Origin of the sequence: Mycobacterium sp. (assembly GCF_036490025.1) — a bacterium.
Classification (GTDB): Bacteria; Actinomycetota; Actinomycetes; order Mycobacteriales; family Mycobacteriaceae; genus Mycobacterium.
In genome coordinates this window covers 1-26,436 of record NZ_DASXEP010000170.1, presented here as the reverse complement: position 1 = coordinate 26,436, position 26,436 = coordinate 1, and the positions used below count along the sequence as shown (strand labels likewise).

Below are 26,436 nucleotides of genomic sequence, written 5' to 3'. Positions count from 1 at the left end.
GCGAAACAGGGTGTCGCGCTGCATGGGCAGTTCAGCGTCGACATCGCGGTAGCCGATCTCGTTGACCTGCAGCACGTTTCCGTGCTGCCACACCATGGTCACCGCGCCGGCGAGCAGGCCGGCGTCGCAGGCTTCGCGAATAGAGGCCTGGTTGCCGTCGAGGTTCACCCGATTCAGGCTAGTGGGCCGGCGGCGGAGAAATGTCCCGGACGTTGATATCTCGCCAGATCGCGATTCCACCGACTTTCTCGGGCGACCGGCCGAACAGGTCGGTGAAGAACGCGAGCATCGGCTTCCACTGCTGCATCGGCCCGACGATCACGTGGCGCACGTCGGCATTTCGGAGGTCGGCGGCGATCTGTGCGCGAATCTCGCCGCGTGCCACCAGCCAGGCATTGCGCTCCTGGATCAGGTACATGGTGAACGTGAGCTGCGTTTGTGCCGGTCCGGAATACGTTGCGCCGTTGGGCTGCGGCATGTACGCGTAGGCCTCGGGCATCCGCAGGCCGTAGTCGGCCTCAGCGGCCCACACCATCGGAGCGGCCTCGCCTCCATTGGTGAAATATGGTGCCACCAGTACTGTTTCGTCGGGCGCGATGTGGTAGCTCGCCCAATTGCGGAAGAAGGCCGGCGTTGTGAACGGCTGTCGGGCGAGCGGAGCGGGGAGCAGCAGGACGAGCGACGCGGCCACGGCCAGCAGCCGTTGCGCCGCCGGGCGCGGTGCCAGACGAGTCGCGCGCGCGATGACGATCGCGATGACAACAGCCACCGCCAGCCAGACGAAGAGCGTGAAGCGGGCGGGCAGCACATGTTTGAGCAGCGGCAGCTTCCCGAGTGCCCACCACGGAAGCGGGACGTGCAGGGCCTCTCTACCGATGTGCAGCCACGGCCCAAGTGACAGCACCAGGAGCAACGCCCCGGCGACACCGGCGACGCGGATCCGGAGGTCGTCCCAATGGCGGATGGTCACCACGACAAGGAGCCCGAGCAGCGGGAGCCCCAGGTAGCCCGTCGCCTCGTGGTAGAAGCCGCTGAACTCGTGGGACACCCGCGTCGCCGCTTGCGGCGCGATCAACTGGTACGGCGTCGGAAGGATGAGGTTCAGCAGGTCGGTCGAGAAGGTCTTGGGATTCTGCACCTGCTGGCTGAGCCGTTGTGGTCCGAAGAACTGTGCGGTCAGTGGCCAGGCCGTCAGCAGCAGGAATGTCATCGTGGCGACCGCAACCGCGGGGGCGAGCCGGACAACTCCTTGACGCCATCGGGCGCGGACCCGCCCGTCGCGGCGTGCGACGGCCATGACGCAGATCAGCACTGCGGCTGCCACTACGCTGGTGGCGAGTATCTCCTCGGTGATCATCAGTTGCGCGGAGCCGAGCACGCCGAGCACCACCCCCACTTGCCACGGCGGCCGTCGGCGGATCACCAGGAGCTCGTTGATGGCGAGCAGGAACAGTGGCGGGACCCAGGCCGTGGCCAGGTTCAAGTGAAGCGCCGCGTGGGAGACGACGTATGGGGAAAAGGCGTACACCGCGCCACCGACGATCGGGCCGAGGCCGTCACCGGTCCAGCGGCGGATCGTCAGCCATGCAGTGAACCCGCTGAGGGCGATGCCAACGACCAACAGGACGTTGAACCCGAAGATCGGGCCGCCGATCTTCGCCGGCAGCCAGCCGAGAATCCCCAGCAGTGGCATCGGCGTACCCCACATCAGGTTGACCCCGGCGGGCGAACCGATCTGGGTGGTGAAGAACGGGTCGAGGTCGTTCGCGAGCGCGTGGGGGGTCCAGCCGAGGTACCAGATCGCCTGTTCCTGGTCGCAGCAGCTGCCCGCCCAGCCGGACGTCGGGTCGCTCCAGGCGCCGACGGTGAGGACCATGGCCCCGACAAGGTAGCCGAGGAACACCGCGAGCCCGCCGCTGCGCCCCCGGGTCCACCGTTGGAGGCTGCCGAGCGTCAGGTCTCTCGCGTGTTCGACCTCGACCGACCGCGCTGGCACCCAAGCAACGTAGCGGCAACGGCCTGTCATTTTCGCGGGGTAGCTGGTGAATGCTAGGCTGCCCGGCAGTCGACATCCTTTAACGATCCGTCCAGAGAGGCGGAGAAGGAGGTCAAGATCTCGCATGAGTGCCACGGGTGACGCCACCGGCCGCGAACTGATGTCGGCGGCCGACGTGGGTCGCACCATTTCCCGCATTGCGCATCAGATCATCGAAAAGACCGCTCTAGACGGTGCCGACGCGCCTCGGGTGGTGTTGTTGGGAATTCCTACCCGCGGTGTGACATTGGCCGACCGGCTCGCGGTCAACATCGCCGAATTCTCCGGTGTCGATGTCCTACACGGCGCACTGGACATCACCCTCTACCGCGACGATCTGATGACGAAGCCACCCCGGCCGCTGGAGGCCACGTCGATACCGGCCGGCGGCATCGACGACGCCTGGGTGATCTTGATTGACGACGTGTTGTTCTCCGGACGCTCGGTGCGCTCCGCGCTGGATGCATTGCGCGACGTCGGCCGGCCGCGGGTGGTGCAGTTGGCCGTGCTGGTCGACCGCGGCCACCGCGAGCTGCCGCTGCGCGCTGACTATGTGGGCAAGAACGTACCGACGTCGCACAGCGAGAGCGTGCACGTACAGCTGGCCGAGCAGGACGGTCGCGACGCCGTGGTCATCTCCCGGGAGGACGGCGGATGAGCAGACATCTGCTGGCCGCCGGCGACCTGTCCCGGGAAGAGGCCATCGCGATCCTCGACGACGCCGACCGCTTCGCGCAGGCCCTGGTCGGGCGCGAGGTCCGCAAGCTGCCGACGCTGCGGGGCCGCACCGTGATCACGATGTTCTATGAGAACTCCACCCGCACCCGGGTGTCCTTCGAGGTCGCCGGTAAGTGGATGAGCGCCGACGTGATCAACGTCAGTGCCGCGGGATCGTCTGTCGGCAAAGGTGAATCGCTGCGCGACACCGCGCTGACGCTGCGCGCCGCGGGTGCCGACGCGCTGATCATCCGGCACCCGGCGTCCGGTGCGGCACACCGGCTCGCGGACTGGACTGGATCTTCGGCGACCGGCGCGGCGGCCGGACCGTCGGTGATCAACGCCGGCGACGGCACCCACGAGCACCCGACGCAGGCGTTGCTGGACGCGCTGACCCTGCGTCAGCGGCTCGGCGACATCGAAGGTCGCCGGGTCGTCATCGTCGGCGACATCCTGCACAGCCGGGTCGCCCGGTCCAACGTCATGCTGCTGGCCACCCTCGGTGCCGAGGTGGTGCTGGTGGCACCGCCGACGCTACTGCCAGTCGGGGTCGCGGACTGGCCGGTGGCGGTGTCCTACGATCTGGACGCCGAGCTGCCCGCCGCCGACGCGGTGCTGATGCTGCGAGTGCAGGCCGAGCGAATGAACGGCGGCTTCTTCCCTTCTGCGCGTGAGTATTCGGTGCGCTACGGGCTTTCCGACCGGCGCCAGGCGATGCTTCCCGGTCATGCGGTCGTCCTGCATCCCGGGCCGATGCTGCGTGGCATGGAAATATCGTCGTCGGTGGCTGATTCGACGCAATCAGCTGTGCTACAACAGGTTTCCAACGGAGTCCACGTCCGGATGGCGGTGCTGTTCCATCTGCTGGTGGGTACCGAGTCGCCCGCCGAAGGGCTCGGCGGGAAAGGGATTGTGGCATGACTGTGCTGCTGCGCGGGGTACGACTCTACGGCGAGGGGGACCAGGTCGACGTGCTGGTCGACGACGGTCAGATCGCCGATATCGGTGCCGGGCTTGCGGTTCCGGATGATGCCGACGTGATCGACGCCGGCGGGCAGGTCCTGCTCCCCGGATTCGTCGATCTGCACACTCATCTGCGAGAGCCGGGCCGCGAATATGCGGAGGACATCGAAACAGGTTCGGCCGCAGCGGCTCTCGGCGGATTCACCGCTGTGTTCGCGATGGCCAACACCAACCCGGTCGCTGATAGCCCGGTGGTCACCGATCACGTCTGGCACCGCGGGCAGCAGGTCGGCCTGGTCGACGTGCATCCGGTTGGCGCGGTCACCGTCGGGCTGGCCGGAACCGAACTCACTGAAATGGGCATGATGGCGGCCGGAGCCGCGCAGGTGCGGATGTTCTCCGACGACGGCAAGTGCGTCGATGATCCGCTGATCATGCGTCGCGCGCTGGAATACGCCACCGGCCTGGGCGTGCTCATCGCCCAGCACGCCGAGGAGCCCCGGCTGACCGTCGGCGCGGTCGCGCACGAAGGCCCCAACGCCGCCAAACTGGGATTGTCCGGCTGGCCCCGGGCCGCCGAGGAGTCGATCGTGGCCCGCGATGCCTTGCTGGCCCGCGACGCCGGCGCTCGGGTGCACATCTGCCACGCCTCCACCGCGGGCACCGTCGAGATCGTCAGATGGGCGAAATCGCAAGGCATTTCGATAACCGCCGAGGTGACGCCGCACCACCTCCTGCTCGACGACAGTCGACTGGCCGGCTACGACGGCGTGAACCGGGTCAACCCGCCGCTGCGCGAGGCTGCCGACGCGGTGGCGCTGCGTCAGGCGCTGGCCGACGGGGTGATCGATTGTGTGGCCACCGATCACGCCCCGCACGCCGAACACGAGAAGTGCGTCGAGTTCGCCGCCGCACTGCCGGGGATGCTGGGTCTGCAGACCGCGTTGTCGGCGGTGGTACAGGCGATGGTGATTCCCGGCCTGCTGACGTGGCGTGATGTCGCACGGGTGATGAGCGAGAACCCGGCCCGCATCCCCGGGCTGCCCGATCACGGTCGGCCGCTGGAAATCGGGGAGCCGGCCAACCTGACCGTCGTGGACCCCGATGCCACCTGGACGGTGGCCGGTGCCGAGATGGCGAGCCGTTCGGCCAACACTCCCTACGAGACCATGACGCTGCCCGCCGCCGTGACCGCAACGCTGCTGCGCGGCAAGATCACCGCGCGCGACGGAAAGGTTGCGGGATGAATTCGGCAACGCTGGTCACATCGCTGATCGTGGCAGCGCTGCTGGCGCTGTTGATCGCCTTCATCATTCAGCTGATGATGCGCGGCTGGCGGAAGCGCGCCCGACGGCAGGCCGAGCTGATCGGCGTGCTGCCACCCATGCCAGAGATGGTGGGGACGCCGATCGTCGCGCCGACCCGCGGAATGTACGTCGGCTGCACGATCGCACCCAGCTGGCACGACCGGGTTGCGGCGGGCGATCTCGGTTATCGAAGCAAAGCGGTGCTGACCCGCTACCCGGAGGGAATCTTGGTGGAGCGCAGCGGTGCCGGCCCGATCTGGATCCCGCAGGAGTCGATCACCGCCATCCGCACCGAGCGTGGCATCGTCGGCAAAGTCGTTCCCACCGGACTGGGCACCCGGCGCCCGCGAGGAGACGGCGGTGGAAACTCTCTCGACTCAATCCTGGCGATCCGGTGGCGGCTGCCGTCGGGCACCGAGATAGATCTCGGTTTTCGCGGTAACGATCGCAGCGAGTACAACCGCTGGATCTCGGGGAGCACCCGATGACTGGCACGCAACAGCGGCGGGGAACAGCGATGCTGGTTCTCGATGACGGCCGGACCTTCACCGGGACCGCGTTCGGTGCAATCGGCCAAACCCTGGGCGAGGCAGTGTTTTCCACCGGTATGTCCGGCTACCAGGAGACGCTGACCGATCCGAGCTACCACCGGCAGATCGTGGTGGCGACCGCCCCGCAGATCGGCAACACCGGCTGGAATGGTGAGGACGGCGAAAGCCGGGGCGAGAAGATCTGGGTTGCCGGCTACGCGGTGCGGGATCCTTCGCCGCGGGTCTCGAGTTGGCGTGCCACCGGAACCCTGGAAGACGAGCTGGTCCGCCAGCACATCGTCGGGATCGCCGGCGTCGACACCCGAGCGGTGGTGCGTCACCTGCGCAGCCGAGGCTCGATGAAGGCCGGCCTGTTCTCCGGCGAATCTCTCGCGACGCCCGAGGAGCTCGTGCAGCGGGTACGCGGCCAACAATCCATGTTGGGCGCCGACCTGGCCGGACAGGTCAGCACGGCGGACTCCTATGTCGTGGAAACCGAAGGGCCGCAACGGTTGACGGTCGCCGCGATTGATCTGGGCATCAAGACGAACACCCCGCGCAACTTCGCCCGGCGCGGAGTGCGCACCCGAGTGCTGCCGTCGTCGGCGAGCTTCGAGCAGATCGCCGAACTCAAACCGGACGGGGTGTTTTTGTCCAACGGCCCGGGGGACCCGGCCACCGCCGACCACATCGTCGAGGTGACCCGTCAGGTGCTGGGCGCCGGTATTCCATTGTTCGGCATCTGCTTCGGCAACCAGATTTTGGGCCGCGCGCTGGGCCTGTCCACCTACAAGATGGTGTTCGGTCACCGGGGCATCAACATCCCGGTGATGGACCACGCGACCGGGCGGGTCGCGGTCACCGCACAGAACCACGGCTTCGCGCTCGAGGGCGAGGCGGACCAGCGCTTCGACACACCGTTCGGTGCAGCGGTGGTCAGTCACACATGCGCCAACGACGGTGTCGTCGAAGGTGTCAAACTTGTTGACGGCAGGGCCTTTTCGGTGCAATACCACCCGGAGGCCGCGGCTGGGCCGCACGACGCAGAATACTTGTTCGACCAATTCGTCGACCTGATGACCGGGGAGAGCGGGTAATGCCACGGCGCACCGACCTACGCCACGTCCTGGTGATCGGCTCCGGGCCGATTGTCATCGGGCAGGCCTGCGAATTCGACTACTCCGGCACCCAGGCGTGCCGGGTACTGCGTGCCGAAGGTCTTCAGGTGAGCCTGGTCAACTCCAATCCGGCCACCATCATGACCGACCCCGAATACGCCGACCACACCTACGTCGAACCCATCACCGCCGGTTTCGTGGAGCGCGTCATCGCCCAGCAAGCCGAGCGGGGCAACAAGATCGACGCCCTGTTGGCCACCCTGGGCGGTCAGACCGCACTCAACACCGCGGTCGCGCTGTACGAAAACGGAGTGCTGGAACGCTACGGCGTCGAGCTGATCGGTGCCGACTTCGAGGCCATCCAGCGTGGTGAGGATCGGCAGCGGTTCAAGGACATCGTCGCCAAGGTCGGCGGCGAATCAGCCCGCAGCCGGGTGTGTTTCACCATGGACGAGGTCCGCGAGACGGTCGGTGAACTCGGCCTGCCGGTGGTGGTCCGGCCGTCGTTCACGATGGGCGGTCTGGGCTCGGGGCTGGCGCGCACCGCCGAGGAGGTCGACCGGATGGCCGGTGCCGGTCTGGCCGCGTCCCCGAGCGCCAACGTGCTGATCGAGGAATCGATCTACGGCTGGAAGGAATTCGAGCTCGAGCTGATGCGCGACGGCAAGGACAACGTGGTCGTCGTGTGCTCGATCGAAAACATCGACCCGATGGGTGTGCACACCGGCGACTCGGTGACGGTGGCGCCGGCGATGACGCTGACCGACCGGGAATATCAGCGGATGCGGGATTTGGGCATCGCCATCCTGCGCGAAGTCGGTGTCGACACCGGCGGCTGCAACATCCAGTTCGCGGTCGACCCGCGCGACGGCCGGTTGGTCGTCATCGAGATGAACCCCCGGGTGTCGCGGTCAAGTGCATTGGCGTCCAAGGCCACCGGCTTCCCGATCGCCAAGATCGCCGCCAAGCTGGCCGTCGGCTACACCCTCGACGAGATCCTCAACGACATCACCAAGGAAACCCCGGCCTGCTTCGAACCCACGTTGGACTACGTGGTGGTCAAGGCGCCGCGGTTCGCGTTCGAGAAATTTCCCGGCGCCGATCCCACGCTGACCACCACCATGAAGTCCGTCGGTGAGGCGATGTCGTTGGGCCGCAACTTCGTCGAAGCGCTCGGCAAGGTGATGAGGTCGCTGGAGACCAGCCGGGCCGGCTTCTGGACGGCGAGCGACCCGGAGGGCGCGGGAAAGCAAGGCGAGGACGCTTTGGAGCGGCTGCGGACGCCCACCGAGGGCCGGCTCTACGACGTCGAATTGGCGCTACGGCTGGGCGCCTCGGTGGAGCGGGTTGCCGAAGCCTCCGGCATCGACCCGTGGTTCGTCGCGCAGGTCGCCGAGCTGCTGACGCTACGGCAGGAGGTTAGCGATGCCACCGTGCTTGACGCCGACCTACTGCGCAGGTGTAAGCACAACGGCTTGTCGGACCGCCAAGTCGCTGCGCTGCGACCGGAATTGGCCGGCGAGGGCGGTGTGCGCTCGCTGCGCCGGCGGCTCGGCATCCACCCGGTGTACAAGACCGTGGACACCTGTGCCGCGGAGTTCGAGGCCAAGACGCCGTACCACTACAGCAGCTATGAGCTCGACCCCGCCGCCGAGACCGAGGTGGCCCCGCAGACCGAGCGGCCCAAGGTGCTGATCCTGGGTTCGGGACCGAATCGGATCGGCCAGGGCATCGAATTCGACTACAGCTGCGTACATGCCGCAACGACGTTGTCCCAAGCGGGTTTTGAAACCGTGATGGTCAACTGCAACCCGGAGACGGTCTCCACCGACTACGACACCGCCGACCGGCTGTACTTCGAGCCCTTGACGTTCGAGGACGTCCTGGAGGTGTTCCACGCCGAGCAGCTCTCGGGGGTCGGTGGTCCGGGCGTGGTGGGCGTCATCGTCCAGCTCGGCGGCCAGACCCCGCTGGGGTTGGCGCAGCGGCTCGCCGACGAAGGTGTGCCGATCGTCGGCACCCCGCCGGAGGCCATCGATCTCGCCGAGGACCGTGGCGCGTTCGGCGACCTGCTGTCGGCCGCCGGACTGCCGGCTCCCCGGTACGGCATGGCAACCACGTTCGCGCAGGCTCGGCGGATCGCCGCGGACATCGGTTATCCGGTGCTGGTTCGGCCGTCGTATGTGTTGGGCGGCCGCGGCATGGAGATCGTCTACGACGACGACACGCTGCAGGGCTACATCGCCCGTGCCACCGAATTGTCGCCCGAACATCCGGTGCTGGTGGACCGCTTCCTGGAGGATGCGATCGAGATCGACGTCGACGCGCTCTGCGACGGTGACGAGGTCTACATCGGCGGCATCATGGAGCACATCGAAGAGGCCGGCATTCACTCCGGAGATTCGGCGTGCGCACTACCACCGGTAACGCTGGGCCGCAGCGACATCGAGAAGGTGCGCCGTGCGACGGAGGCTATCGCACACGGTATCGGTGTGGTGGGTCTGCTCAATGTGCAGTACGCGTTGAAGGACGACGTGCTCTACGTGCTGGAGGCCAACCCGCGTGCCAGCCGCACGGTGCCGTTCGTCTCCAAGGCCACCGCAATACCGCTGGCCAAGGCGTGCGCTCGAATCATGTTGGGCGCCAAAATCGCTAAACTGCGCAGCGAAGGATTGCTGGCGGCTGCCGGTGACGGCGGCAACGCGGCGCCCGACGCGCCGATCGCGGTCAAGGAGGCGGTGCTGCCGTTCCACCGGTTCCGCCGCGCAGACGGTTCGGGGGTGGACTCGTTGCTGGGCCCGGAGATGAAATCGACCGGCGAGGTGATGGGCATCGACCGCGACTTCGGCACCGCATTCGCCAAGAGTCAGACCGCTGCCTACGGATCATTGCCGGCCTCCGGGACGGTGTTCGTGTCGGTTGCCAACCGGGACAAGCGATCGCTGGTGTTCCCGGTGAAGCGATTGGCCGATCTGGGTTTCCGGGTGCTGGCTACCGAAGGCACCGCAGAGATGCTGCGCCGCAACGGTATTCCGTGCGACGAGGTTCGCAAGCACTTCGAAGAGGCGCAACCGGACCGTCCGCCGATGTCCGCGGTCGACGCGATCCGCGCCGGCGAGGTGGACATGGTGATCAACACGCCCTATGGAAATTCGGGACCACGCATCGACGGCTACGAGATCCGCTCGGCCGCAGTCGAAATGAACATCCCCTGCGTCACGACGGTGCAGGGCGCCTCGGCCGCCGTCCAGGGCATCGAGGCCGGAATCCGCGGCGACATCGGCGTGCGCTCGCTGCAGGAGCTGCACAGCACACTGAACACCGGCGGCCAGTAGTGGCGCCCGGGTTCGGTGCCCGGCTGGCCGACGCGGTATCCCGTCGCGGGCCATTGTGTCTGGGCATCGACCCACATCCCGAACTGCTGCGGGCCTGGAACCTGCCGGTCAGCCCGGCTGGCCTGGCGGCATTCTGCGACATCTGCGTGCAGGCGTACGCCGGCTTTGCCGTCGTCAAACCGCAGGTCGCGTTCTTCGAAAGCTACGGTGCCGCAGGATATGCGGTGCTGGAGCAGACCATCGCCGCGTTGCGTGACGCGGGTGTGCTGGTGCTGGCCGACGCCAAGCGCGGCGACATCGGATCCACGATGGCGGCGTACGCGGCGGCCTGGACGGGGGAGTCGCCGCTGGCCGTCGACGCGGTGACAGCCTCGCCGTATCTGGGGTTCGGATCGCTGCAACCGCTGCTGGACAGCGCCGCGGCGCACGGTCGGGGGGTGTTCGTGCTGGCGGCTACCTCCAACTCGGAGGGGGCGAGCGTGCAGCGTGCCGAAAACGGCGGCCGTCCGGTGGCGCAGTTGATCGTCGACGAGGCGGCGGCCGCCAACCGGGCGCTGGGCCCCGGGCCCGGGTCGGTCGGCGTCGTGGTCGGCGCGACGGTGGCTGAGGTGCCCGACGTCAGCGAGCTCGGTGGACCGGTGCTGGTACCTGGCATCGGCTTCCAGGGCGGGCAGCCCGAGGGGCTCAGCGGCCTGGGCGGCGCGGCTCCCGGGCAGCTGCTGCCTGCGGTGTCGCGCGATGTGCTGCGGGCCGGTCCGGACGTCGCGGCCGTCCGTGCGGCAGGTCAGCGGCTGCGCGATGCGGTGGCCTATCTGGCCCGCTGAGCCGCCTTTGACCGGTACCAGCAAGATCTACGACACGGCGTCGTTCTCGGTCTGGTCGGCGTTGCAGGAGCCCGGAATCGCTCACGCGAGCTGTGCAGGCCGTTCGGGGCGACACGCGCGACACGCCGCGACAATCTCAACCGGCCCAGATTCGGGTTTTCCGGCGGTGTCGAGTCGGCCGGGCCGGGCCGGCGGGATAGCGCACCGATATCGGATCCGCGCCGCAAAAGACCTGGTAGACGACTTATTGCCGAGGCGGAGCCGGTCAATTGCGGGCAGCGGATGCGGGGCCCGGGAGCTCCTTCGGCGCCGTCTCGGATTGCCCGTTCCCGGCGCCATAAGCTGGGCCTTTGTAGCTTCAACCAGGGGGGCGGGTTAGATTTCGTCTGAAGGCGTGGGTACGGTCGTCTGCGCTGGCTGGACTACCTGGCCGAGACAAACAAATATCGATAGCTGTTGATGATTGATACGGAGGAATCGTGGCCCTTCCCCAGTTGACCGACGAGCAGCGCGCGGCAGCGTTGGAGAAGGCTGCCGCCGCACGCCGAGCGCGAGCCGAGCTCAAAGACCGGCTGAAGCGCGGTGGCACCAATCTCAAGCAGGTGCTCAAGGATGCCGAGACCAACGAGGTCTTGGGCAAGATGAAGGTTTCCGCGTTGCTGGAGGCGTTGCCGAAGGTGGGCAAGGTCAAGGCGCAGGAGATCATGACCGAGCTCGAGATCGCCCCGACGCGCCGTCTGCGCGGTCTCGGCGACCGTCAGCGCAAGGCATTGTTGGAGAAGTTCGACTTCTCTTAGCTCGACGACGATGCAGGCCGGTAGGCCTGAGGAGGAGTCGGGCCGTTCTCGTAGCTCGACGACGATGCAGGCCGTAAGGCCTGAGGTGGGGGCACCCCCAGCCGCGCAGCGGCGAGGGGGCGAGCCGGGCAGTTGTCCCGGCGTCCTCCAGGAGAGTCGTTGAGCACCGACGGTGGACCGGACGGCGGTCTTGCGGCCGAGCCTGCGGGCGAGGACACGGGACGCGTGGTTGTGCTGTCCGGCCCATCCGCGGTGGGCAAGTCGACGCTGGTCCGCTGTCTGCGTGAGCGGATTCCAGATCTGCATTTCAGCGTCTCGGCGACCACCCGAGCACCCCGTCCCGGCGAGGTCGACGGGGTGGACTATCACTTCGTCACACCCGGGCGCTTTCAGGAAATGATCGACGACGGCGCCCTGCTGGAATGGGCCGAGATTCACGGCGGCCTGCACCGATCGGGCACCGTGGCCGGTCCGGTCCGTGACGCCGTCACCGCCGGGCACCCGGTGCTCATCGAGGTCGATCTGGCCGGCGCCCGCGCGGTCAAGCAGGCAATGCCCGAGGCGATCACGGTGTTTCTGGCTCCGCCGAATTGGGCGGCGCTGGAGGCCCGCCTGATCGGCCGCGGCACCGAGACACCCGAGGTAATTCAGCGCCGGCTGACCACCGCACGCACCGAATTAGCCGCGCAAGACGACTTCGACGAGGTCGTGGTGAACCGTCAATTGGAAAACGCGTGCTCAGAGTTGGTATCCTTGCTGGTGGGAAACGCGCCGGGCATGGCGTGACCTGCCATCTAGCTTCGATTCAGCTGTGATCGCCCGCCGTTCTAAGCCGCCAGGAGAATATTTTCGTGAGTAGTTCACAAACCGACGCTTCGCTAGCCGCCGTCCCCGAGCAGTTCGATTCGTCGTCGGACGGTATCGGCGCCTATGACACGCCGCTGGGTATCACCAATCCGCCGATCGACGAGTTGCTCGCGCGTGTCTCGAGCAAGTACGCCCTGGTGATCTACGCAGCCAAGCGCGCCCGGCAGATCAACGACTACTACAACCAGCTCGGCGAAGGGATCCTCGAGTACGTCGGCCCGCTGGTCGAGCCGGGGCTGCAGGAGAAGCCGCTGTCGATCGCGATGCGCGAGATCCACGGCGACCTGCTCGAGCACACCGAAGGCGAGTAGCGGAGTCCAGGCGGGCCTGTGATGAGCCTCTCGGGCGATCAGCGCACGGACCGCAAGCGGATCGTCGTCGGCGTCGCCGGCGGCATCGCCGCATACAAGGCCGCCACCGTCGTCCGCCAACTCACCGAGGCCGGTCACCAGGTCCGCGTCATCCCCACCGAATCCGCGCTGCGCTTCGTCGGGGCCGCCACTTTCGAAGCATTGTCCGGCGAGCCGGTACAGACCGGCGTCTTCGAGGACGTTCCGCGGGTGCCGCACGTGGCCATCGGCCAGGGTGCTGATCTGGTCGTCGTGGCGCCCGCCACCGCCGACCTGCTTGCTCGTGCCGTACACGGCCGCGCCGACGACCTGCTGACCGCGACCCTGCTCACCGCGCGATGTCCGGTGCTGTTCGCGCCGGCGATGCACACCGAGATGTGGCAGCATCCCGCGACCGTTGACAACGTGGCCACGCTGCGGCGTCGTGGCGCGGTGGTGCTCGAGCCGGCATCGGGACGGTTGACCGGGGAGGACAGCGGCGCAGGCCGGCTGCCTGAGGCCGAGGAGATCACCACCTTTGTCCAGTTGCTGCTGGAGCGGCACGACGCGATGCCCTACGACCTGGACGGCGTCAAGCTGTTGGTGACCGCGGGCGGCACCCGTGAGCCGATCGACCCGGTCCGTTTCATCGGCAACCGCAGTTCGGGCAAGCAGGGCTACGCGCTGGCGCGGGTCGCCGCGCAGCGCGGCGCCGAGGTGACGCTGATCGCCGGCCACACCGCCGGGCTGATCGACCCCGCCGGCGTCGAGGTCGTACGCATCAGCTCTGCTCAACAACTCCGCGACGCGGTGTCCAAGCATGCGCCCGATGTGCACGTGCTGGCGATGGCGGCCGCCGTCGCCGACTTCCGGCCGGCCCACCTCGCAACCGCCAAGATCAAAAAGGGCGCTACGGAAGACACCGCGCCGCCGACGATCGACCTGGTCCGCAACGACGATGTGCTGGCCGCGGCCGTGCAGGCGCGCACCGCCGGGCAGCTGCCCGACATGCAGGCCATCGTCGGCTTTGCCGCCGAAACCGGCGACGCCAACGGTGACGTGCTGTTTCACGCCCGGGCTAAGTTGCGGCGCAAGGGATGTGACCTGCTGGTGGTCAACGCCGTCGGCGACGGTAAAGCGTTCGAGGTGGACAACAACGATGGTTGGCTGCTGACCGCCGACGGCACCGAGTCGGCCCTGCAGCACGGCTCGAAGACCTTGATGGCCAGCCGCATCGTGGACGCGATCGTCACGTTCCTGCAGCGGGGCGGCGGGGACGGCACCTAGTTTCCGGGGCGCCGTAGACCGGCCGGTAACATACACTGGCTGCCGATATAATTTGTCTAACTAACGTTTTCTGTGCGGACTTGAAAGGGTGAGGGTGTGAGCGAAAAGGGTCGTTTGTTCACCAGCGAATCGGTGACCGAGGGGCATCCGGACAAGATCTGCGACGCGATCAGCGACTCGGTACTCGACGCATTGCTGGCGGACGATCCACACTCGCGGGTGGCCGTCGAGACCCTGGTGACCACCGGGCAGGTCCACGTGGTCGGCGAGGTGACCACGACCGCCAGGGAGGCGTTCGCCAACATCACCAACACGGTGCGCGCCCGGATCCTCGACATCGGCTACGACTCCTCGGACAAGGGTTTCGACGGTGAATCGTGCGGGGTGAACATCGGGATCGGCGCGCAGTCGCCCGACATCGCCCAGGGCGTCGACACCGCGCACGAGGCGCGCGTCGAGGGTGCGGCGGACCCGCTGGACTCGCAGGGTGCCGGCGACCAGGGCCTGATGTTCGGCTACGCGATCAACGACACCCCCGAGCTGATGCCGCTGCCGATCGCGCTGGCGCACCGGCTGGCCCGCCGGCTGACCGAGGTCCGCAAGAACGGGCCGCTGGATTACCTGCGTCCGGACGGAAAGACCCAGGTCACCATCGAGTACGAGGACAACGTCCCGGTACGGCTGGACACCGTGGTGATCTCCACCCAGCATGCCGACGGCATCGACCTGGAGAAGACCCTGGATCCCGACATCCGCAAGCACGTGCTCGCGACTGTCCTCGAGGACCTGGCTCACGACACGCTGGACTCCTCGTCGACGCGGGTGCTGGTCAACCCGACCGGCAAGTTCGTCGTCGGTGGGCCGATGGGTGACGCCGGCCTGACCGGCCGCAAGATCATCGTCGACACCTACGGCGGCTGGGCCCGTCACGGCGGCGGCGCCTTCTCCGGCAAGGATCCGTCCAAGGTGGACCGGTCGGCCGCGTACGCGATGCGCTGGGTGGCCAAGAACATCGTCGCCGCCGGCCTGGCCGAGCGGGTCGAGGTGCAGGTGGCCTACGCGATCGGCAAGGCCGCCCCGGTCGGCCTGTTCATCGAGACGTTCGGTACCGCAACGGTCGACCCGGTCAAGATCGAGAAGATCGTGCCGGAGGTGTTCGACTTGCGGCCTGGAGCGATCGTCCGCGACCTGAATCTGCTGCGCCCGATCTATGCGCAGACCGCAGCCTACGGCCACTTCGGCCGCACCGACATCGACCTGCCGTGGGAGCGCCTCGACAAGGTCGAAGACCTCCAGCGCGCCGTCTAGCGCTCTTCCGGGCTCTAGCCGCTGAATCGGTAGTCGTCGAGGTCGAAGCGACGGCTACGCCAGTAGACCTCGAACGTGTTCGCGGGCCGCAGGCCCACGTCGCCGTTCTTGTCGAAGTAGTAGCTGTTGGCCGCCTGGCAGCTGTCCTGCCAGAACACCTGGCGGTGCCGGCGGCTCATCTGCTCGGCGAAGTAACGGTCGTTCGCCTGCGCGGTGACCTCGACCCGGGCGGCGCCGCGCTGACGGGCCTGTTTGAGGCAGCGCACCATGTGGTGGGTCTGCGCTTCGATCAGCGCGAAGTACGACGATCCGACGTAGCCGTACGGGCCCATCACGCTGAACATGTTGGGAAAGCCGGGAATGCTGGTGCCCTCGTAGGCCTGTGCCCTGTTCTCATCCCAGAACTTCGCCAGCGGCAGACCACCGCTGCCGATGACGGTGAAGGTCGGCATGCTCTCGGAGTCGAATACGTGGAAACCGGTGGCCAGCACCAGCACATCGACCTCGTGATTGGCGCCATCGGTGGTGGCCACCGACGACGGCGTGATCTTGTCGATCGGCTCGGTCACCAATCGCACGTTGTCGCGGTTGTACGTCGACAGGTAGCTGTTGTGGAAACCGGGCCGTTTGCAGCCGATCGCATATCGAGGGGTGAGTTGCTTGCGCACCACCGGATCTCGCACCTTGCGGCGCAGATAGCCGCGGGCGACCGACTCCATCCACCTGGCCAGTGGGTACACCGTGAAGTACTGCGCCGGGATCGGAAAGGTCACCTCGACGTAGGTCTGGCTGATCAGTCGCTGAAGTGTCTTCACGCCGGGCAGGCGCAGCGCCCAATGCACCGGTTTGGGCAGCGCCACGTCGAACTTCGGAAAGCACCAGATCGGTGTGCGCTGGAATACCGTGAGCTGCTTGACAATTGGCGCGATCTCGGGGATCAGCTGCACTGCCGAGGCGCCGGTGCCGATCACGGCGACCCGCTTACCGGTCAGGTCCAGGTTGTGGTCCCAGCGGGCAGTGTGCACGGTGGCGCCGGCGAAGGAGTCGACGCCGTCGATGTCGGGCGGCTTGGGCACGGTGAGCACACCGCTGGCGTTCATCACGAACCGTGCGGTGACCTCACCGCCGGGGTCGAGCTGTACCCGCCACAGCGCCCGCTCGTCGTCGAATTCGACCGCGAGGACCTTGGTGTTGAACCGGATCTTCGACCGTATCCCGTACTTGTCGGCGCAGTGTTCGGCGTACGCCTTCAGCTCGTTGCCTCGCGCATAGGTTCGTGACCAATCCGGCCGCTGCTCGAAGGAGAACTGGTAGGAAAACGACGGAATGTCCACGGCGATACCGGGATAGGTGTTCCAGTACCAGGTGCCGCCGACCGCGTCGCCCGCCTCGACGATCAGGTAGTCGCCGAATTCCTCCTGATCGAGCTTGATCGCCGCGCCGATGCCGGAGAAACCCGCGCCGACGATCAGGCAGTGGTAGTCGGGTCGATCGCCGTTCACCGGTACTCCAGTGCCGCTTTCAGGGCGACCAGACCGCGATCGGCCGCCTCGGCGGCAGCGGGTACGAGCAGCGCGAAGCTGACATAGCCGTGCACCAGTGTGGGCTCGTTGCTCAGTTCGGCGGGCACACCCGCGGCGCTGAGCAGCTCTGCGTAAAGGGCGGCGTCGTCACGCAGCGGATCGTGTTCTGCGCTGCCGATGAACGCCGGCGCCAGCCCGGAGAAATCCTCGGCATTCGACGGCGCGAGGGCGGGCGGCAGCGCTTTCGGATCGCTGATGTCGGTTCCGGGGATGTACCAGGTCAGGAAGGCGTCGACGACGTCGCGGTCCAGGATCGGTGCGTCGGCGTTCTCGGTGAATGACGGCAGCGACAGGTCTGCGGTGATGGTCGGATACCAAAGCAGCTGGAAGGCCAGCTTCGGCCCGCCCTCGTCGCGAGCGCGATGCGCCATCACCGCAGCCAGGTTGCCGCCGGCCGAGTCGCCGGCCACGGCAATCCGGTTCGGGTCGCCGCCGAACTCGGTGGCGTGCTCGGCCACCCACTGCAGCGCGGCCCAGCAGTCGTCCACCCCGGCCGGGAACGGGTGTTCAGGGGCGAGCCGGTAGTCGACGGACACCACGATGGCCTCCGCACCGACGGCGTGCGCGCGAGCGACGGGGTCGTGGGTGTCGAGGTCGCCGAGGGCGAAACCCCCGCCGTGGTAGAAGACGACGATCGGCAGGTTGCCGTGCTCGGGCCCCGGCGGCCAGTAGATGCGGACCGGGATGTCGGTGAGGTTGCCGTGCCCGACGGTGCGATTCGCGATGCGCAGATCAGGCAGCATCTCCGGGGGCGCTTGCAGCTGGCGTAGCTTCGCGCGGGCGACCTCGACGCCGTCGGAGGCCTTGAAGGTCATCGGAAACGCGTCGACAAGTGCCTTCAGCGTCGGGTCGATCTGCGGTCGGGTGATGATCGGCTCCGTCATGGGCCCACCTTACGTAGTGATTAATGCAGTGCGGCGCGCAGTGCGGCCAACCCACGGTCCGTCGCATCGGTGGCAGCGGGTACCACCCCGGCGTATCCGACATACCCGTGCACCAGCGCCTCGGCGTTGTGCACCTCGACGGGAACGCCGGCGGCGGCGAGCAACTCCCCGTAACGCATTCCGTCGTCGCGCAGCGGATCCAGGCCCGCGACGGCGATGTAGGCGGCGGGCAGATCGGCCAGGTTCGCGGCCCGGCCCGGGGCCATGCCGGCCGGGGGATCGGACAGGTCGATCTCGCCCGCGTAGTAGCGGCTGAAGGTAGCGACGGCCGCGCTATCCAGCACCGGCGCGCCGGCGTTCTCGGTGAACGACGGCAGCGACGAATCCCACAGGGTGGCCGGATACCACAACAGCTGGAACAGGATTGGCGGGCCGCCCTCGTCACGGGACCGCTGCGTGATCACCGCCGAAATGTTGCCGCCCGCGGAGTCTCCGGCCACCGCCAGCCGGCCGGTATCGACGCCGATCTCACTGCCGTGCTCGGCGACCCATTGCGTTGCGGCCCAGGCATCCTCGATCGCGGCGGGGTAGGGATGCTCGGGCGCCAACCGGTAGTCGACCGACACCACCACCGCCGAGGCGCCGACGGCGTGCTGACGGCAGGTGCCGTCGTGGGTGTCGAGGTCGCCGACGACGAAGCCGCCGCCGTGGAAGAACACCACCACCGGCGGCGCGGCGTCATCGGTTGGCGGCCAATACATCCGGATGTTGAGCGGGCCGCCCGGCCCGTCGATGACGCGGTCTTCCACCCGAAGCTCGGGGTGGAAGCTGCGTCGCGGCAGGTCTCGCAGCTGCCGGCGAGCTGCTTCGACGCCGTCGTCGGCGGATAATCGGAACGGAACCGCGTCCAGTACCTTCTGCAGGATGGGATCGATGGCGGATGCGGAGTCGCCGACGCTGGGCATGCAGACACCGTACGCACCGCGGGTCATGCTCGGCGCCTGGGTGGCCGCCGGGTGGTCCGGCCTCGCCTACGGGGTGTTTTTGACCATCGTGGCGTTGCGTTTCCCGCCGGGTGCGGAGTTGACCGGGCAGTGGGCCGCCCAACCGGCGTTCAAGGCGTCGATGGCGCTGTTGCTGGCCTTGGCGGCGGCCGCGCACGCACGCGTTCGCGAGCGACGCTGGCTGATGGTGGCGTTGCTGTTCTCGGCGGTCGGCGACGCGCTGCTGGCCATTCCGTGGTGGACAGCGTCTTTCGTGCTCGGGCTGGGCTCATTTCTGTTGGCGCACTTGTGTTTTCTCGGTGCACTGGCGCCCCTGGCGCGAGAGTCGGATCGGTCGCGTGTCCGTTGGGTCGCCGTGGTTTTGATGTGCGCGGCGTGCGTGGGGCTGCTGGCGTGGTTCTGGCCGCAGCTGGGTCGGGACGGTCTGACCGTTCCGGTCACGGTGTACATGGTCGTGCTGGCCGCGATGGTGTGCGCGGCGCTGCTGGCGCGGCTGCCCACGCTGTGGACGGCGGTCGGCGCGGTGTGCTTCGCGGCCTCCGACGCGATGATCGGCATCGGCCGGTTCGTGCTGGGCAGCGAGGTGCTGGCGGTGCCGATCTGGTGGACCTACGCGGCCGCGCAGGTCTTGATCACCGCGGGCTTTTTCTTCGGCCGGGTGGACGCCGCCGGTAGCGCGCCGGATCCGGACTAGTCGTCAGACGGCTGTCCTGATCGTAGGCTTCGCTGATGGCGGACCGTGGGACGACCGAAATTCGGCTGGCCGAACTCGTCGCCTCGTTGTCGCTTGCCACGGATCTTGGTCTGGGACAACCACAAGAGCACGTTCTGCGCCAGACCGTCATCGCGACTCGGCTCGCAGCTGCGGCAGGGCTGCCGGACGATCGGCAGGCGGCGGTGTTTTATGTATCGCTGCTGGCCTGGGTGGGATGCGTCGCTGACTCGCACGAACTCGTTCGCTGGTTCGGCGACGACCTGAGAGTTCGCGCCGACAGCTACCTGGTGGACAAGGCGGGATTCCCGATGTTGCGCTTCCTGCTCGGGCATCTCACCGAAGGCCGGCCACCGTTGCAGCGGATCACGATGCTCGGCCGATTTTTCGCCGAGGGGTTAGTCGACATCTCGAATTCCTTTGTCGCGCACTGTCAAACCGCCAGCGATGTCGCCGACCGGCTGCAGCTTCACCCCGATGTGCAGAAGGCCCTGCATCATGCCTTCGAGCGTTGGGATGGCAAGGGCGTGCCGAAGCGCCTGCGGGGCAATCAAATCGAGCAGGTAATGCGGATCGTGCAGATCGCCGACGATGCCGAGGTTCACCTGCGGATCGGCGGTACGCAGGCCGCGCTGGATATGCTGCGCGCCCGCAGCGGCAGCGAGTTCGACCCCGCTCTGGTAGCGCTGTGCTGTTCGCGGCAGTCCGAGATTCTCGGCGGTCTGGACACCGTGGATACCTGGAGCACGGTGATCGACGGGTGTTCGGCACTGGATTGTCGCATCGGTGACTCCGACCTCACACCGATGTTGGAGATCTTCGCCGACTATGCAGACTTGAAATCGCCGTGGTTTCTGGGTCATTCACGCGCAGTGGCCGCACTGGCCGCCGCTGCGGCGGGCGATGAGGGGATGAGCCCGGCCGATGTGGCGTTGGTCGAACGCGCGGCGTTGGTTCATCGCATCGGGTCGATCGGCGTTTCGACCGGCATTTGGAACAAGGTAGGGCCGCTGTCGGAAAGCGAGCGGGAAAGGGTCCGCACCGTCCCGTATCTCACCGAACGAGTGTTGTGTCGTCAGCCGCTGCTGGCGGAGATCGGCTCGATAGCCGGGATGGCCTACGAGCGCATGGACGGCTCCGGATATCCGCGCGGGCTCAATGGTCATGCCATCACCATGCCGGCCAGGTTGCTGGCAGCCTCGGCGGTCTATCAGGCGCTGGGCGAAGCTCGTCCGCACCGCGAGGCGCTGCCGCCGGCCGAGCGTGCGGCCGCGGTGCGGGCCGAGGTCAGCGCGGGACGTCTCGACGCGACCGCGGTGCATGCGGTGCTGGCCGCGGCCGGGCACCGCGTCGCTCGCCGCCGGCCCCTCGTCGCCGGACTAACCGGTCGCGAGGCGCAGGTGCTGGAACTGCTGGTGCGGGGGTGGTCCAACCGGCAAATCGCCGAACACCTGTCGATCACACCGCGGACTGCCGGCACTCATATCGAGCACATTTATACAAAAATCGGCGTATCAAGCCGTGGGGCGGCGGCGATGTACGCCATGCGGCACGGACTCGTCGCGGCCACTGCCGAGGACGCAGGGCCCGAAAGATCGGGTGATCGACCGATGCGCCGGCCCTGACGGGCACCGTAAAACCTAGGGATGAAAAAGAATCACCCCCGCTGTATTGCGGCATGCGTCGCGAACCGGCGTTGACAATGTTTCCCACTTCGTGCCCGACTGGCGGCTGGGCAGCCGCCGGACTGTTCCTGAACGCCTTCACCCGTCGTGACTTCACCGCGCTCTCAACCTGCTTCGATCCCGAGGTCCGTTTCCGCGCATTGGTTCCGCCCGGATTCGTCACGATCGTTGGCGCCGCCGACACCGCTCGGCAGTTTGAGCAATGGTTCGGCGGTGCCGACGTCTTCGACGTGGTGGATGCCTCGATCGGCCAGCTCGGCGACCGGCTCTACCTGCGGTGGCGCGTCCGGATGCAGGCGCCGGGCAGCCCCGAAGCCGGCCGCGTCGTCGAGCAGCATGCTTTCGCCACCGGCGGCGAGCGGATTCACGCACTGGATCTGCTGTGCTCCGGATTCCACACCGAATGCCCAACTCCCGAGCGGATGGAAACAAGATCATGACGAACAAAGTGGCGATCAGCCTCACCACCGGTTTGGAGGACGCGGAGAAAGTGACTGTGGCGCTCCTCGTCGCGCTCGGCGCTGCCGAGCAAGGCCGCCCGACCCTGATATTCCTCACCAAGGAGGCGGTCCGCCTCAGCCAATCCGGCGTTGCGGCCGGCATCGCCTGCGAGGGGTGCCCGTCCCTTCCCGACTTGATGGCACGGTTCGAATCGGCCGGCGGGCGACTACTGGTGTGCTCGCTGTGCTTCAACGCCAAGCAGTTGGCGGCCGGGCAATTATTGCCCAACGCCGAAATCGGCGGCACCGTTCAACTTTGGCAATGGATTGGTCACGAGCCGGCGACGACGTTCAGTTACTGACCGAATAGGTTCGCTCGTCGGTCGCCGGGCGCGTTGATAGCCAAGCCCGTTACATGTAACGTGGACCTATGGCTAGTACACGAGACCGGGTACGCGAACATCGTCGTCGGTTGCGTGCTCAAGGGCTCAGGCCCGTTCAGATTTGGGTGCCCGACGTCCGAGCACCCGAATTCGTCGCGGAAGCTCACCGCCAGTCGGCCGCCATTGCCGCCAGCGAACATGAATCCGACGACCAAGCGTTTGTCGACGCAATCTCCGTCGACTGGGCAGAGGGGGAGCCCGCCGAGTGAAGCGCGGCGATATTCACATCGCTGCTGCGCGTGGCCTCTATACCGGTAAGCCGAGACCTGTCGTCATCGTTCAGGACGACCGATTCGACGCAACCGCCTCAGTCACGGTCTGTCCACTGACCACGAACGCCACCGAGGCGCCGCTGACCCGGATCACCGTAGGAGCGACGGCGGCTACCGGAATCGAGCAGCCGAGCCAAATCATGGTCGACAAGGTCACGACCGTGCCGCGGGCCAACGTACGCGATCGCCTCGGTCGCCTCGCTGATGCCGATCTCGTCCGGCTCGATCGCGCACTTGTGGTCTTTCTCGGGCTTGCCGGATGATGTCGACCGTCTCTGCTACACCTGGCGAGTGACCACGCGGACCCGGCAACCCGCTGTATTCGAGCCGATCGCGCGGGTGTTGCCGATGCTGTCGGTGCCGCACCTGGACCGCGAATTCGACTACCTGGTGTCCGCGGACCAATCCGACGACGCCCAGCCAGGGGTGCGGGTGCGGCTGCGATTCCACGGCCGACTGGTCGACGGCTTCATCCTGGAGCGCCGCACCGAAACCGATCACGTCGGCAAGCTGGCCTGGCTGGACCGCGTGGTGTCCGCCGAGGCGGTACTCACCCCGGAGATCCGCCGGCTGGTCGATGCGGTCGCCGCGCGCTACGCCGGCACCCGCGCCGACGTGCTGCGGCTGGCGATCCCGCCCCGGCACGCCAAGGTAGAGCGTGAAAACCACACGGCGCCAGCACTTTCCGCCGTCAACACCATCGACCGGGCCGGTTGGGAAGCCTATGGCAGCGGCGGACAGTTCCTGACGGCGCTGGCCGAGTCGCGTGCCGCGCGCGCGGTGTGGCAGGTGCTGCCCGGCGACGTGTGGGCCGACCGCTTCGCCGAGGCCGCCGCGCAGACAGTGCAAACCGGGCGCGCAGTGTTGGCCGTCGTCCCGGATCAGCGCGACGTGGACGCACTGTGGCGCGCCGCGACGGCGTTGCTCGACGAAGCCGGTGTGGTGGCGTTGTCGGCGGGGCTGGGTCCGGCCGCGCGCTACCGGCGCTGGCTGGCCGCGCTGCGGGGGAGCGCACGGCTGGTGATCGGTACCCGGAGCGCGGTGTTCGCGCCGGTGAGCGGCCTGGGCCTGGTCATGGTGTGGGATGACGGCGACGACACGCTGGCCGAGCCGCGGGCCCCGTACCCGCATGCCCGGGAGGTGGCGATGCTGCGCGCCCACCAAATGCGTTGCGCCGCACTGATCGGGGGATACGCCCGTACTGCGGAGGCCCAGTCGCTGGTGCGCAGTGGCTGGGCGCACGACCTGGTGGCGACGCGACCGGTGGTGCGCGCCCGAAGCCCGCGGGTGGTGGCCCTCGACGACGGTGGTTACGCCGAGGAACGCGACCAGGCTGCGCGCACGGCGCGGCTGCCGTCGGTTGCGCTGCGCGCGGCCCGTTCGGCGCTGCAGGCCGAGACGCCGGTCTTGGTGCAGGTGCCGCGGCGCGGCTACGTTCCGTCGCTGGCGTGCGCGCGATGCCGGACGATCGCGCGCTGCCGGCACTGCACCGGCCCGCTGTCGCTCGAAGACCGGGATGATTCTGCGCCGGTATGCCGCTGGTGTGGCCGGGCCGACGTCGCCTTGCGCTGCGGCGCCTGCGGGTCCGACTCCTTGCGCGCCGTCGTGGTGGGCGCCCGGCGCACCGCCGAGGAACTGGGTCGCGCCTTCGCGGGCACGACGGTGATCACCTCGGCGGGCGATGCGGTGGTGTCCGAGGTCGACTCGCGACCGGCGCTGGTGGTGGCCACACCCGGCGCCGAACCCCGCGCGGTCGGCGGTTACGGCGCGGCGCTGCTGCTGGACAGCTGGGCGCTGCTGGGCCGGCAGGATCTGCGGGCCGCCGAGGACACGCTGCGGCGCTGGATGGCCGCGGCCGCGTTGGTCCGTCCCCGAGAGGACGGCGGCGTGGTGGCCGTCGTCGCCGAAGCGTCTGTGCCAACCGTCCAGTCGTTGATCCGCTGGGACCCAGTCGGCCACGCGGACGCCGAGCTGGCGGCCCGCGCCGAGGTCGCGCTGCCGCCGAGCGTCCACATGGCCGCCCTCGACGGCGCCGGCCCCGCGGTGGCGGCCTTGCTCAAGGAGATGCGCTTGCCGGACACCGCCGAGCTGCTCGGCCCGGTGCCGTTGCCACCGGGGGCGCGCCGACCACCGGGAATGGCCGCCGACGAGCCGGTCAACCGGATGCTGGTGCGGGTGCACCGCGAGCAGGGCTTGGAGCTGGCCAGGGAGTTGCGGCGCGGCGTCGCGGTGGTGAGCGCCCGACAAACCGCCGAACCTGTGCGCGTGCAGATCGACCCGCTGCAGATCGGCTAGCCCTGCGTGTGTCGGCGCGCGAAACCGGGTATGTCGTGCGACGATGCGATTGCTGGCCGAGCGCCAATGACGCCAACCGGTCTTTCTATCCCGCTTCGAGGGAGGTCAGATATGGCTACCATCATCGACACCACACGCATCGGGCGCTGCATTGTGTTCGCGCGCGAACACCTCAAGCAGGCTCGCGCCGCCGGCGACGAGATTCGCGCGATGCAGTGGCACGCGGTCATGGACGAGTACATCGACGCGTGGCCGCGCTCGGCGTGATCATCGATCCGGTCCACTGCACCGAGATCGGGTGTAGCTGTCCGGGTAACCGATGGTGGTCCGGCTGGATCGGGCCACGCGAAATCCACATCGTGCCCATCGACGACCTGCAGCCGCACCTTATTGAGGAATGCGCTTGCGATCCGCAGATCACGCTGCACGTCGCAGGCGACGGCTTCGCGTCGTGGCGGGTGACCCACGACAGCTTCGATCGTCGCGAGTTCGGTGAGCGCGCGGGTTAGCTTCACCGCGTCACGCGCGGCGGGTCGCTTCCTGAGCGAGCTGTACGCGCGAGGCCAGTCCGAGTTTGGTGTAAACGTGCGTGAGGTGGGTCTGCACGGTCCGCGGTGAGACGAAAAGCCTTGCGGCGATGTCGTTGTTGGCCAGTCCCTCGGTGACGAGGCGGACGACGTCGAGCTCCGTCGGTGTGAGTGACGCCCACCCGCTGGTGGCGCGTTTACGCTTGCCGCGGCCGCGCTGTGCGTAGGTGACCGCCTCTTCAGTGGAAAGTGCCGCGCCCTCGGCCCACGCCGACTCAAATTCGCTTTCTCCCATGGCATCTCGTGAGCGTGCCGAGAAGGCCGCGCAGCTCGCGTCGTCGACCTTGAGCCGGACTGCGGACATCCGTTGACGCACACCGCCCGCCGCTCCCCATAAGCGGGCCGCTTCGCGATATCTGCCGCGGTCACTGGCTACTGCGGCGAGGCACTCGAGGATGTCGGGGACGGCAAGGTGCCCGCCGGTTTCTGCGCCGCACGCAAGCGCGTCACGAGCGTCACGCTCGGCCTGATCGGGCTCACCCGCCGCGATGGCCAGTTGGGCACACGCGGTCAGCGCGAGCACCAGTCGGTGGCCGTCTGCTGCCGATACGGCCTTATCGGCCCAGTGCAGTGCTGTGCTCAGATCGCCATTCGCCCGGGCGGCGTGGGCGGCGACCACGCGCCTGGTCGCCGCTATCCCCGCTCCGCCTTCTCGGAGCTGCCGGCGGCGGCCACCCGGATGCCTAGCCTGGCTTCGTCTGCCAGTGCCCGCGCTCGCGTCGCGGCCGTGAGTTCGGCCCGAGGAACGTCGTCGTCCGGGACGGCAGTTTTGAACCAGGCCATGCCTTCCCGGATGCGTCCTCGCGCGAGCCACAGTGGTTGCAGCGCCGACGCCAGCGCCGCCGCCAACTCGGCGTCGGAATTCTCGCTGCTCCAAGCGAACGCCGCCCGCAGGTTGTCGATTTCGGCCACGACCTGTTCGAGACGACTTTCGTGTTCGCTGCCGGCGGGCGCATCGAGTTCAGCCGCCAGCGCGGTGTAGTGGTCGCGGTGAAGTGTGCGCACTTCGTCGGCTTCGCGGGACTCTCCGAGCTTTTCCTGCGCGTATTGACGCATGGTCTCCAATAGTCGGTATCGGGTTGGACCGGTGCTGTTTTCGGCCACGACCAGCGAC

The 26,436-nt window shown here is 67.7% G+C and carries 26 protein-coding genes and 1 pseudogene; 21 read left to right on the top strand and 6 right to left on the bottom strand.

Features of this window, described 5'->3' with window-relative positions:
* Positions 1-178: 178 nt before the first annotated feature.
* On the bottom strand, positions 179-1,996 hold the full coding sequence (locus tag VGG53_RS19675; RefSeq protein WP_331519762.1) for a hypothetical protein: 1,818 nt from the start codon (positions 1,994-1,996) through the stop codon (positions 179-181).
* 124 nt (positions 1,997-2,120) lie between these two features.
* Here VGG53_RS19675 and pyrR point away from each other — a divergent pair, with 124 nt between their 5' ends.
* From pyrR to metK, 12 genes are all read left to right on the top strand, one after another.
* Complete coding sequence (pyrR, locus tag VGG53_RS19670) at positions 2,121-2,693, top strand: bifunctional pyr operon transcriptional regulator/uracil phosphoribosyltransferase PyrR (protein ID WP_331519761.1); 573 nt, start codon at positions 2,121-2,123, stop codon at positions 2,691-2,693.
* Positions 2,690-3,673: an aspartate carbamoyltransferase catalytic subunit gene (locus VGG53_RS19665; RefSeq protein ID WP_331519760.1), complete on the top strand. Its 984-nt coding sequence runs from the start codon at positions 2,690-2,692 to the stop codon at positions 3,671-3,673. The genes pyrR and VGG53_RS19665 overlap by 4 nt, the downstream gene beginning before the upstream one ends.
* The gene (locus VGG53_RS19660; protein ID WP_331519759.1) at positions 3,670-4,962 is read left to right on the top strand and encodes a dihydroorotase; all 1,293 of its coding nucleotides are present in this window, start codon (positions 3,670-3,672) and stop codon (positions 4,960-4,962) included. The genes VGG53_RS19665 and VGG53_RS19660 overlap by 4 nt, the downstream gene beginning before the upstream one ends.
* On the top strand, positions 4,959-5,510 hold the full coding sequence (locus VGG53_RS19655) for a transporter (RefSeq protein WP_331519758.1): 552 nt from the start codon (positions 4,959-4,961) through the stop codon (positions 5,508-5,510). Before VGG53_RS19660 ends, VGG53_RS19655 begins: the two co-directional genes overlap by 4 nt.
* The gene (gene carA / locus VGG53_RS19650) at positions 5,507-6,649 is read left to right on the top strand and encodes a glutamine-hydrolyzing carbamoyl-phosphate synthase small subunit (RefSeq protein ID WP_331519756.1); all 1,143 of its coding nucleotides are present in this window, start codon (positions 5,507-5,509) and stop codon (positions 6,647-6,649) included. Before VGG53_RS19655 ends, carA begins: the two co-directional genes overlap by 4 nt.
* Positions 6,649-10,005, top strand: a complete 3,357-nt coding sequence (gene carB, locus VGG53_RS19645; RefSeq protein WP_331519755.1) for a carbamoyl-phosphate synthase large subunit — start codon at positions 6,649-6,651, stop codon at positions 10,003-10,005. Before carA ends, carB begins: the two co-directional genes overlap by 1 nt.
* Positions 10,005-10,829 carry an orotidine-5'-phosphate decarboxylase gene (gene pyrF / locus VGG53_RS19640; RefSeq protein WP_331519754.1) on the top strand — a complete coding sequence of 275 codons (825 nt, stop codon included), beginning with the start codon at positions 10,005-10,007 and terminating at the stop codon, positions 10,827-10,829. Before carB ends, pyrF begins: the two co-directional genes overlap by 1 nt.
* A gap of 479 nt (positions 10,830-11,308) precedes the next feature.
* Positions 11,309-11,626 carry an integration host factor, actinobacterial type gene (gene mihF, locus VGG53_RS19635; protein WP_067333923.1) on the top strand — a complete coding sequence of 106 codons (318 nt, stop codon included), beginning with the start codon at positions 11,309-11,311 and terminating at the stop codon, positions 11,624-11,626.
* 159 nt (positions 11,627-11,785) lie between these two features.
* Positions 11,786-12,412 (top strand): guanylate kinase, encoded by a 627-nt coding sequence (gene gmk / locus VGG53_RS19630; protein ID WP_331519753.1) that lies wholly within the window; start codon positions 11,786-11,788, stop codon positions 12,410-12,412.
* A 65-nt stretch (positions 12,413-12,477) separates the two neighbouring features.
* Positions 12,478-12,804: a DNA-directed RNA polymerase subunit omega gene (rpoZ, locus tag VGG53_RS19625; RefSeq protein ID WP_331519752.1), complete on the top strand. Its 327-nt coding sequence runs from the start codon at positions 12,478-12,480 to the stop codon at positions 12,802-12,804.
* A 21-nt stretch (positions 12,805-12,825) separates the two neighbouring features.
* Positions 12,826-14,109 carry a bifunctional phosphopantothenoylcysteine decarboxylase/phosphopantothenate--cysteine ligase CoaBC gene (coaBC, locus tag VGG53_RS19620; protein ID WP_331519751.1) on the top strand — a complete coding sequence of 428 codons (1,284 nt, stop codon included), beginning with the start codon at positions 12,826-12,828 and terminating at the stop codon, positions 14,107-14,109.
* Positions 14,110-14,205: 96 nt separating this feature from the next.
* The gene (gene metK / locus VGG53_RS19615) at positions 14,206-15,417 is read left to right on the top strand and encodes a methionine adenosyltransferase (RefSeq protein ID WP_331519750.1); all 1,212 of its coding nucleotides are present in this window, start codon (positions 14,206-14,208) and stop codon (positions 15,415-15,417) included.
* Positions 15,418-15,431: 14 nt separating this feature from the next.
* On the opposite strand, the gene VGG53_RS19610 is transcribed toward metK, so the two are convergent.
* From VGG53_RS19610 to VGG53_RS19600, 3 genes are read right to left on the bottom strand one after another with little or no spacing between them, the layout of a single operon-like run.
* Positions 15,432-16,919: an NAD(P)/FAD-dependent oxidoreductase gene (locus VGG53_RS19610; protein ID WP_331519749.1), complete on the bottom strand. Its 1,488-nt coding sequence runs from the start codon at positions 16,917-16,919 to the stop codon at positions 15,432-15,434.
* Entirely contained in the window at positions 16,916-17,884 is a 969-nt protein-coding gene (locus tag VGG53_RS19605) for an alpha/beta hydrolase (RefSeq protein WP_331519748.1), read from the bottom strand. The genes VGG53_RS19610 and VGG53_RS19605 overlap by 4 nt, the downstream gene beginning before the upstream one ends.
* Before the next feature lie 20 nt (positions 17,885-17,904).
* Positions 17,905-18,849 (bottom strand): alpha/beta hydrolase, encoded by a 945-nt coding sequence (locus VGG53_RS19600; RefSeq protein WP_331519747.1) that lies wholly within the window; start codon positions 18,847-18,849, stop codon positions 17,905-17,907.
* On the opposite strand from VGG53_RS19600, the gene VGG53_RS19595 reads away from it, so the two are divergent.
* From VGG53_RS19595 to VGG53_RS19555, 9 genes are all read left to right on the top strand, one after another.
* On the top strand, positions 18,848-19,582 hold the full coding sequence (locus tag VGG53_RS19595) for a lysoplasmalogenase (RefSeq protein WP_331519764.1): 735 nt from the start codon (positions 18,848-18,850) through the stop codon (positions 19,580-19,582). The two genes, VGG53_RS19600 and VGG53_RS19595, sit on opposite strands and share 2 nt — an antisense overlap.
* Positions 19,583-19,617: 35 nt before the next feature.
* The gene (locus VGG53_RS19590; protein ID WP_331519746.1) at positions 19,618-21,225 is read left to right on the top strand and encodes an HD domain-containing phosphohydrolase; all 1,608 of its coding nucleotides are present in this window, start codon (positions 19,618-19,620) and stop codon (positions 21,223-21,225) included.
* A 77-nt stretch (positions 21,226-21,302) separates the two neighbouring features.
* Positions 21,303-21,725 carry a nuclear transport factor 2 family protein gene (locus VGG53_RS19585; RefSeq protein WP_331519745.1) on the top strand — a complete coding sequence of 141 codons (423 nt, stop codon included), beginning with the start codon at positions 21,303-21,305 and terminating at the stop codon, positions 21,723-21,725.
* On the top strand, positions 21,722-22,087 hold the full coding sequence (locus VGG53_RS19580; protein ID WP_331519744.1) for a DsrE family protein: 366 nt from the start codon (positions 21,722-21,724) through the stop codon (positions 22,085-22,087). Before VGG53_RS19585 ends, VGG53_RS19580 begins: the two co-directional genes overlap by 4 nt.
* A gap of 68 nt (positions 22,088-22,155) precedes the next feature.
* Positions 22,156-22,377, top strand: coding sequence for an antitoxin MazE family protein (locus VGG53_RS19575; protein ID WP_331519743.1), 222 nt, complete (start codon positions 22,156-22,158; stop codon positions 22,375-22,377).
* On the top strand, positions 22,374-22,703 hold the full coding sequence (locus VGG53_RS19570; RefSeq protein WP_331519742.1) for a type II toxin-antitoxin system PemK/MazF family toxin: 330 nt from the start codon (positions 22,374-22,376) through the stop codon (positions 22,701-22,703). Before VGG53_RS19575 ends, VGG53_RS19570 begins: the two co-directional genes overlap by 4 nt.
* A gap of 85 nt (positions 22,704-22,788) precedes the next feature.
* Complete coding sequence (locus tag VGG53_RS19565) at positions 22,789-24,735, top strand: primosomal protein N' (RefSeq protein WP_331519763.1); 1,947 nt, start codon at positions 22,789-22,791, stop codon at positions 24,733-24,735.
* A 111-nt stretch (positions 24,736-24,846) separates the two neighbouring features.
* Positions 24,847-25,002, top strand: coding sequence for a hypothetical protein (locus tag VGG53_RS19560; RefSeq protein ID WP_331519741.1), 156 nt, complete (start codon positions 24,847-24,849; stop codon positions 25,000-25,002).
* Positions 24,984-25,244, top strand: coding sequence for a hypothetical protein (locus VGG53_RS19555; RefSeq protein ID WP_331519740.1), 261 nt, complete (start codon positions 24,984-24,986; stop codon positions 25,242-25,244). The genes VGG53_RS19560 and VGG53_RS19555 overlap by 19 nt, the downstream gene beginning before the upstream one ends.
* Positions 25,245-25,254: 10 nt before the next feature.
* Here VGG53_RS19555 and VGG53_RS19550 read toward each other — a convergent pair whose 3' ends face one another.
* A complete protein-coding gene (locus VGG53_RS19550) occupies positions 25,255-25,941 on the bottom strand; it encodes a helix-turn-helix transcriptional regulator (RefSeq protein ID WP_331519739.1) in 687 nt (228 codons plus the stop codon).
* Positions 25,942-25,955: 14 nt separating this feature from the next.
* Positions 25,956-26,436, bottom strand: a pseudogene (locus VGG53_RS19545) (LuxR family transcriptional regulator); the annotation flags it as partial.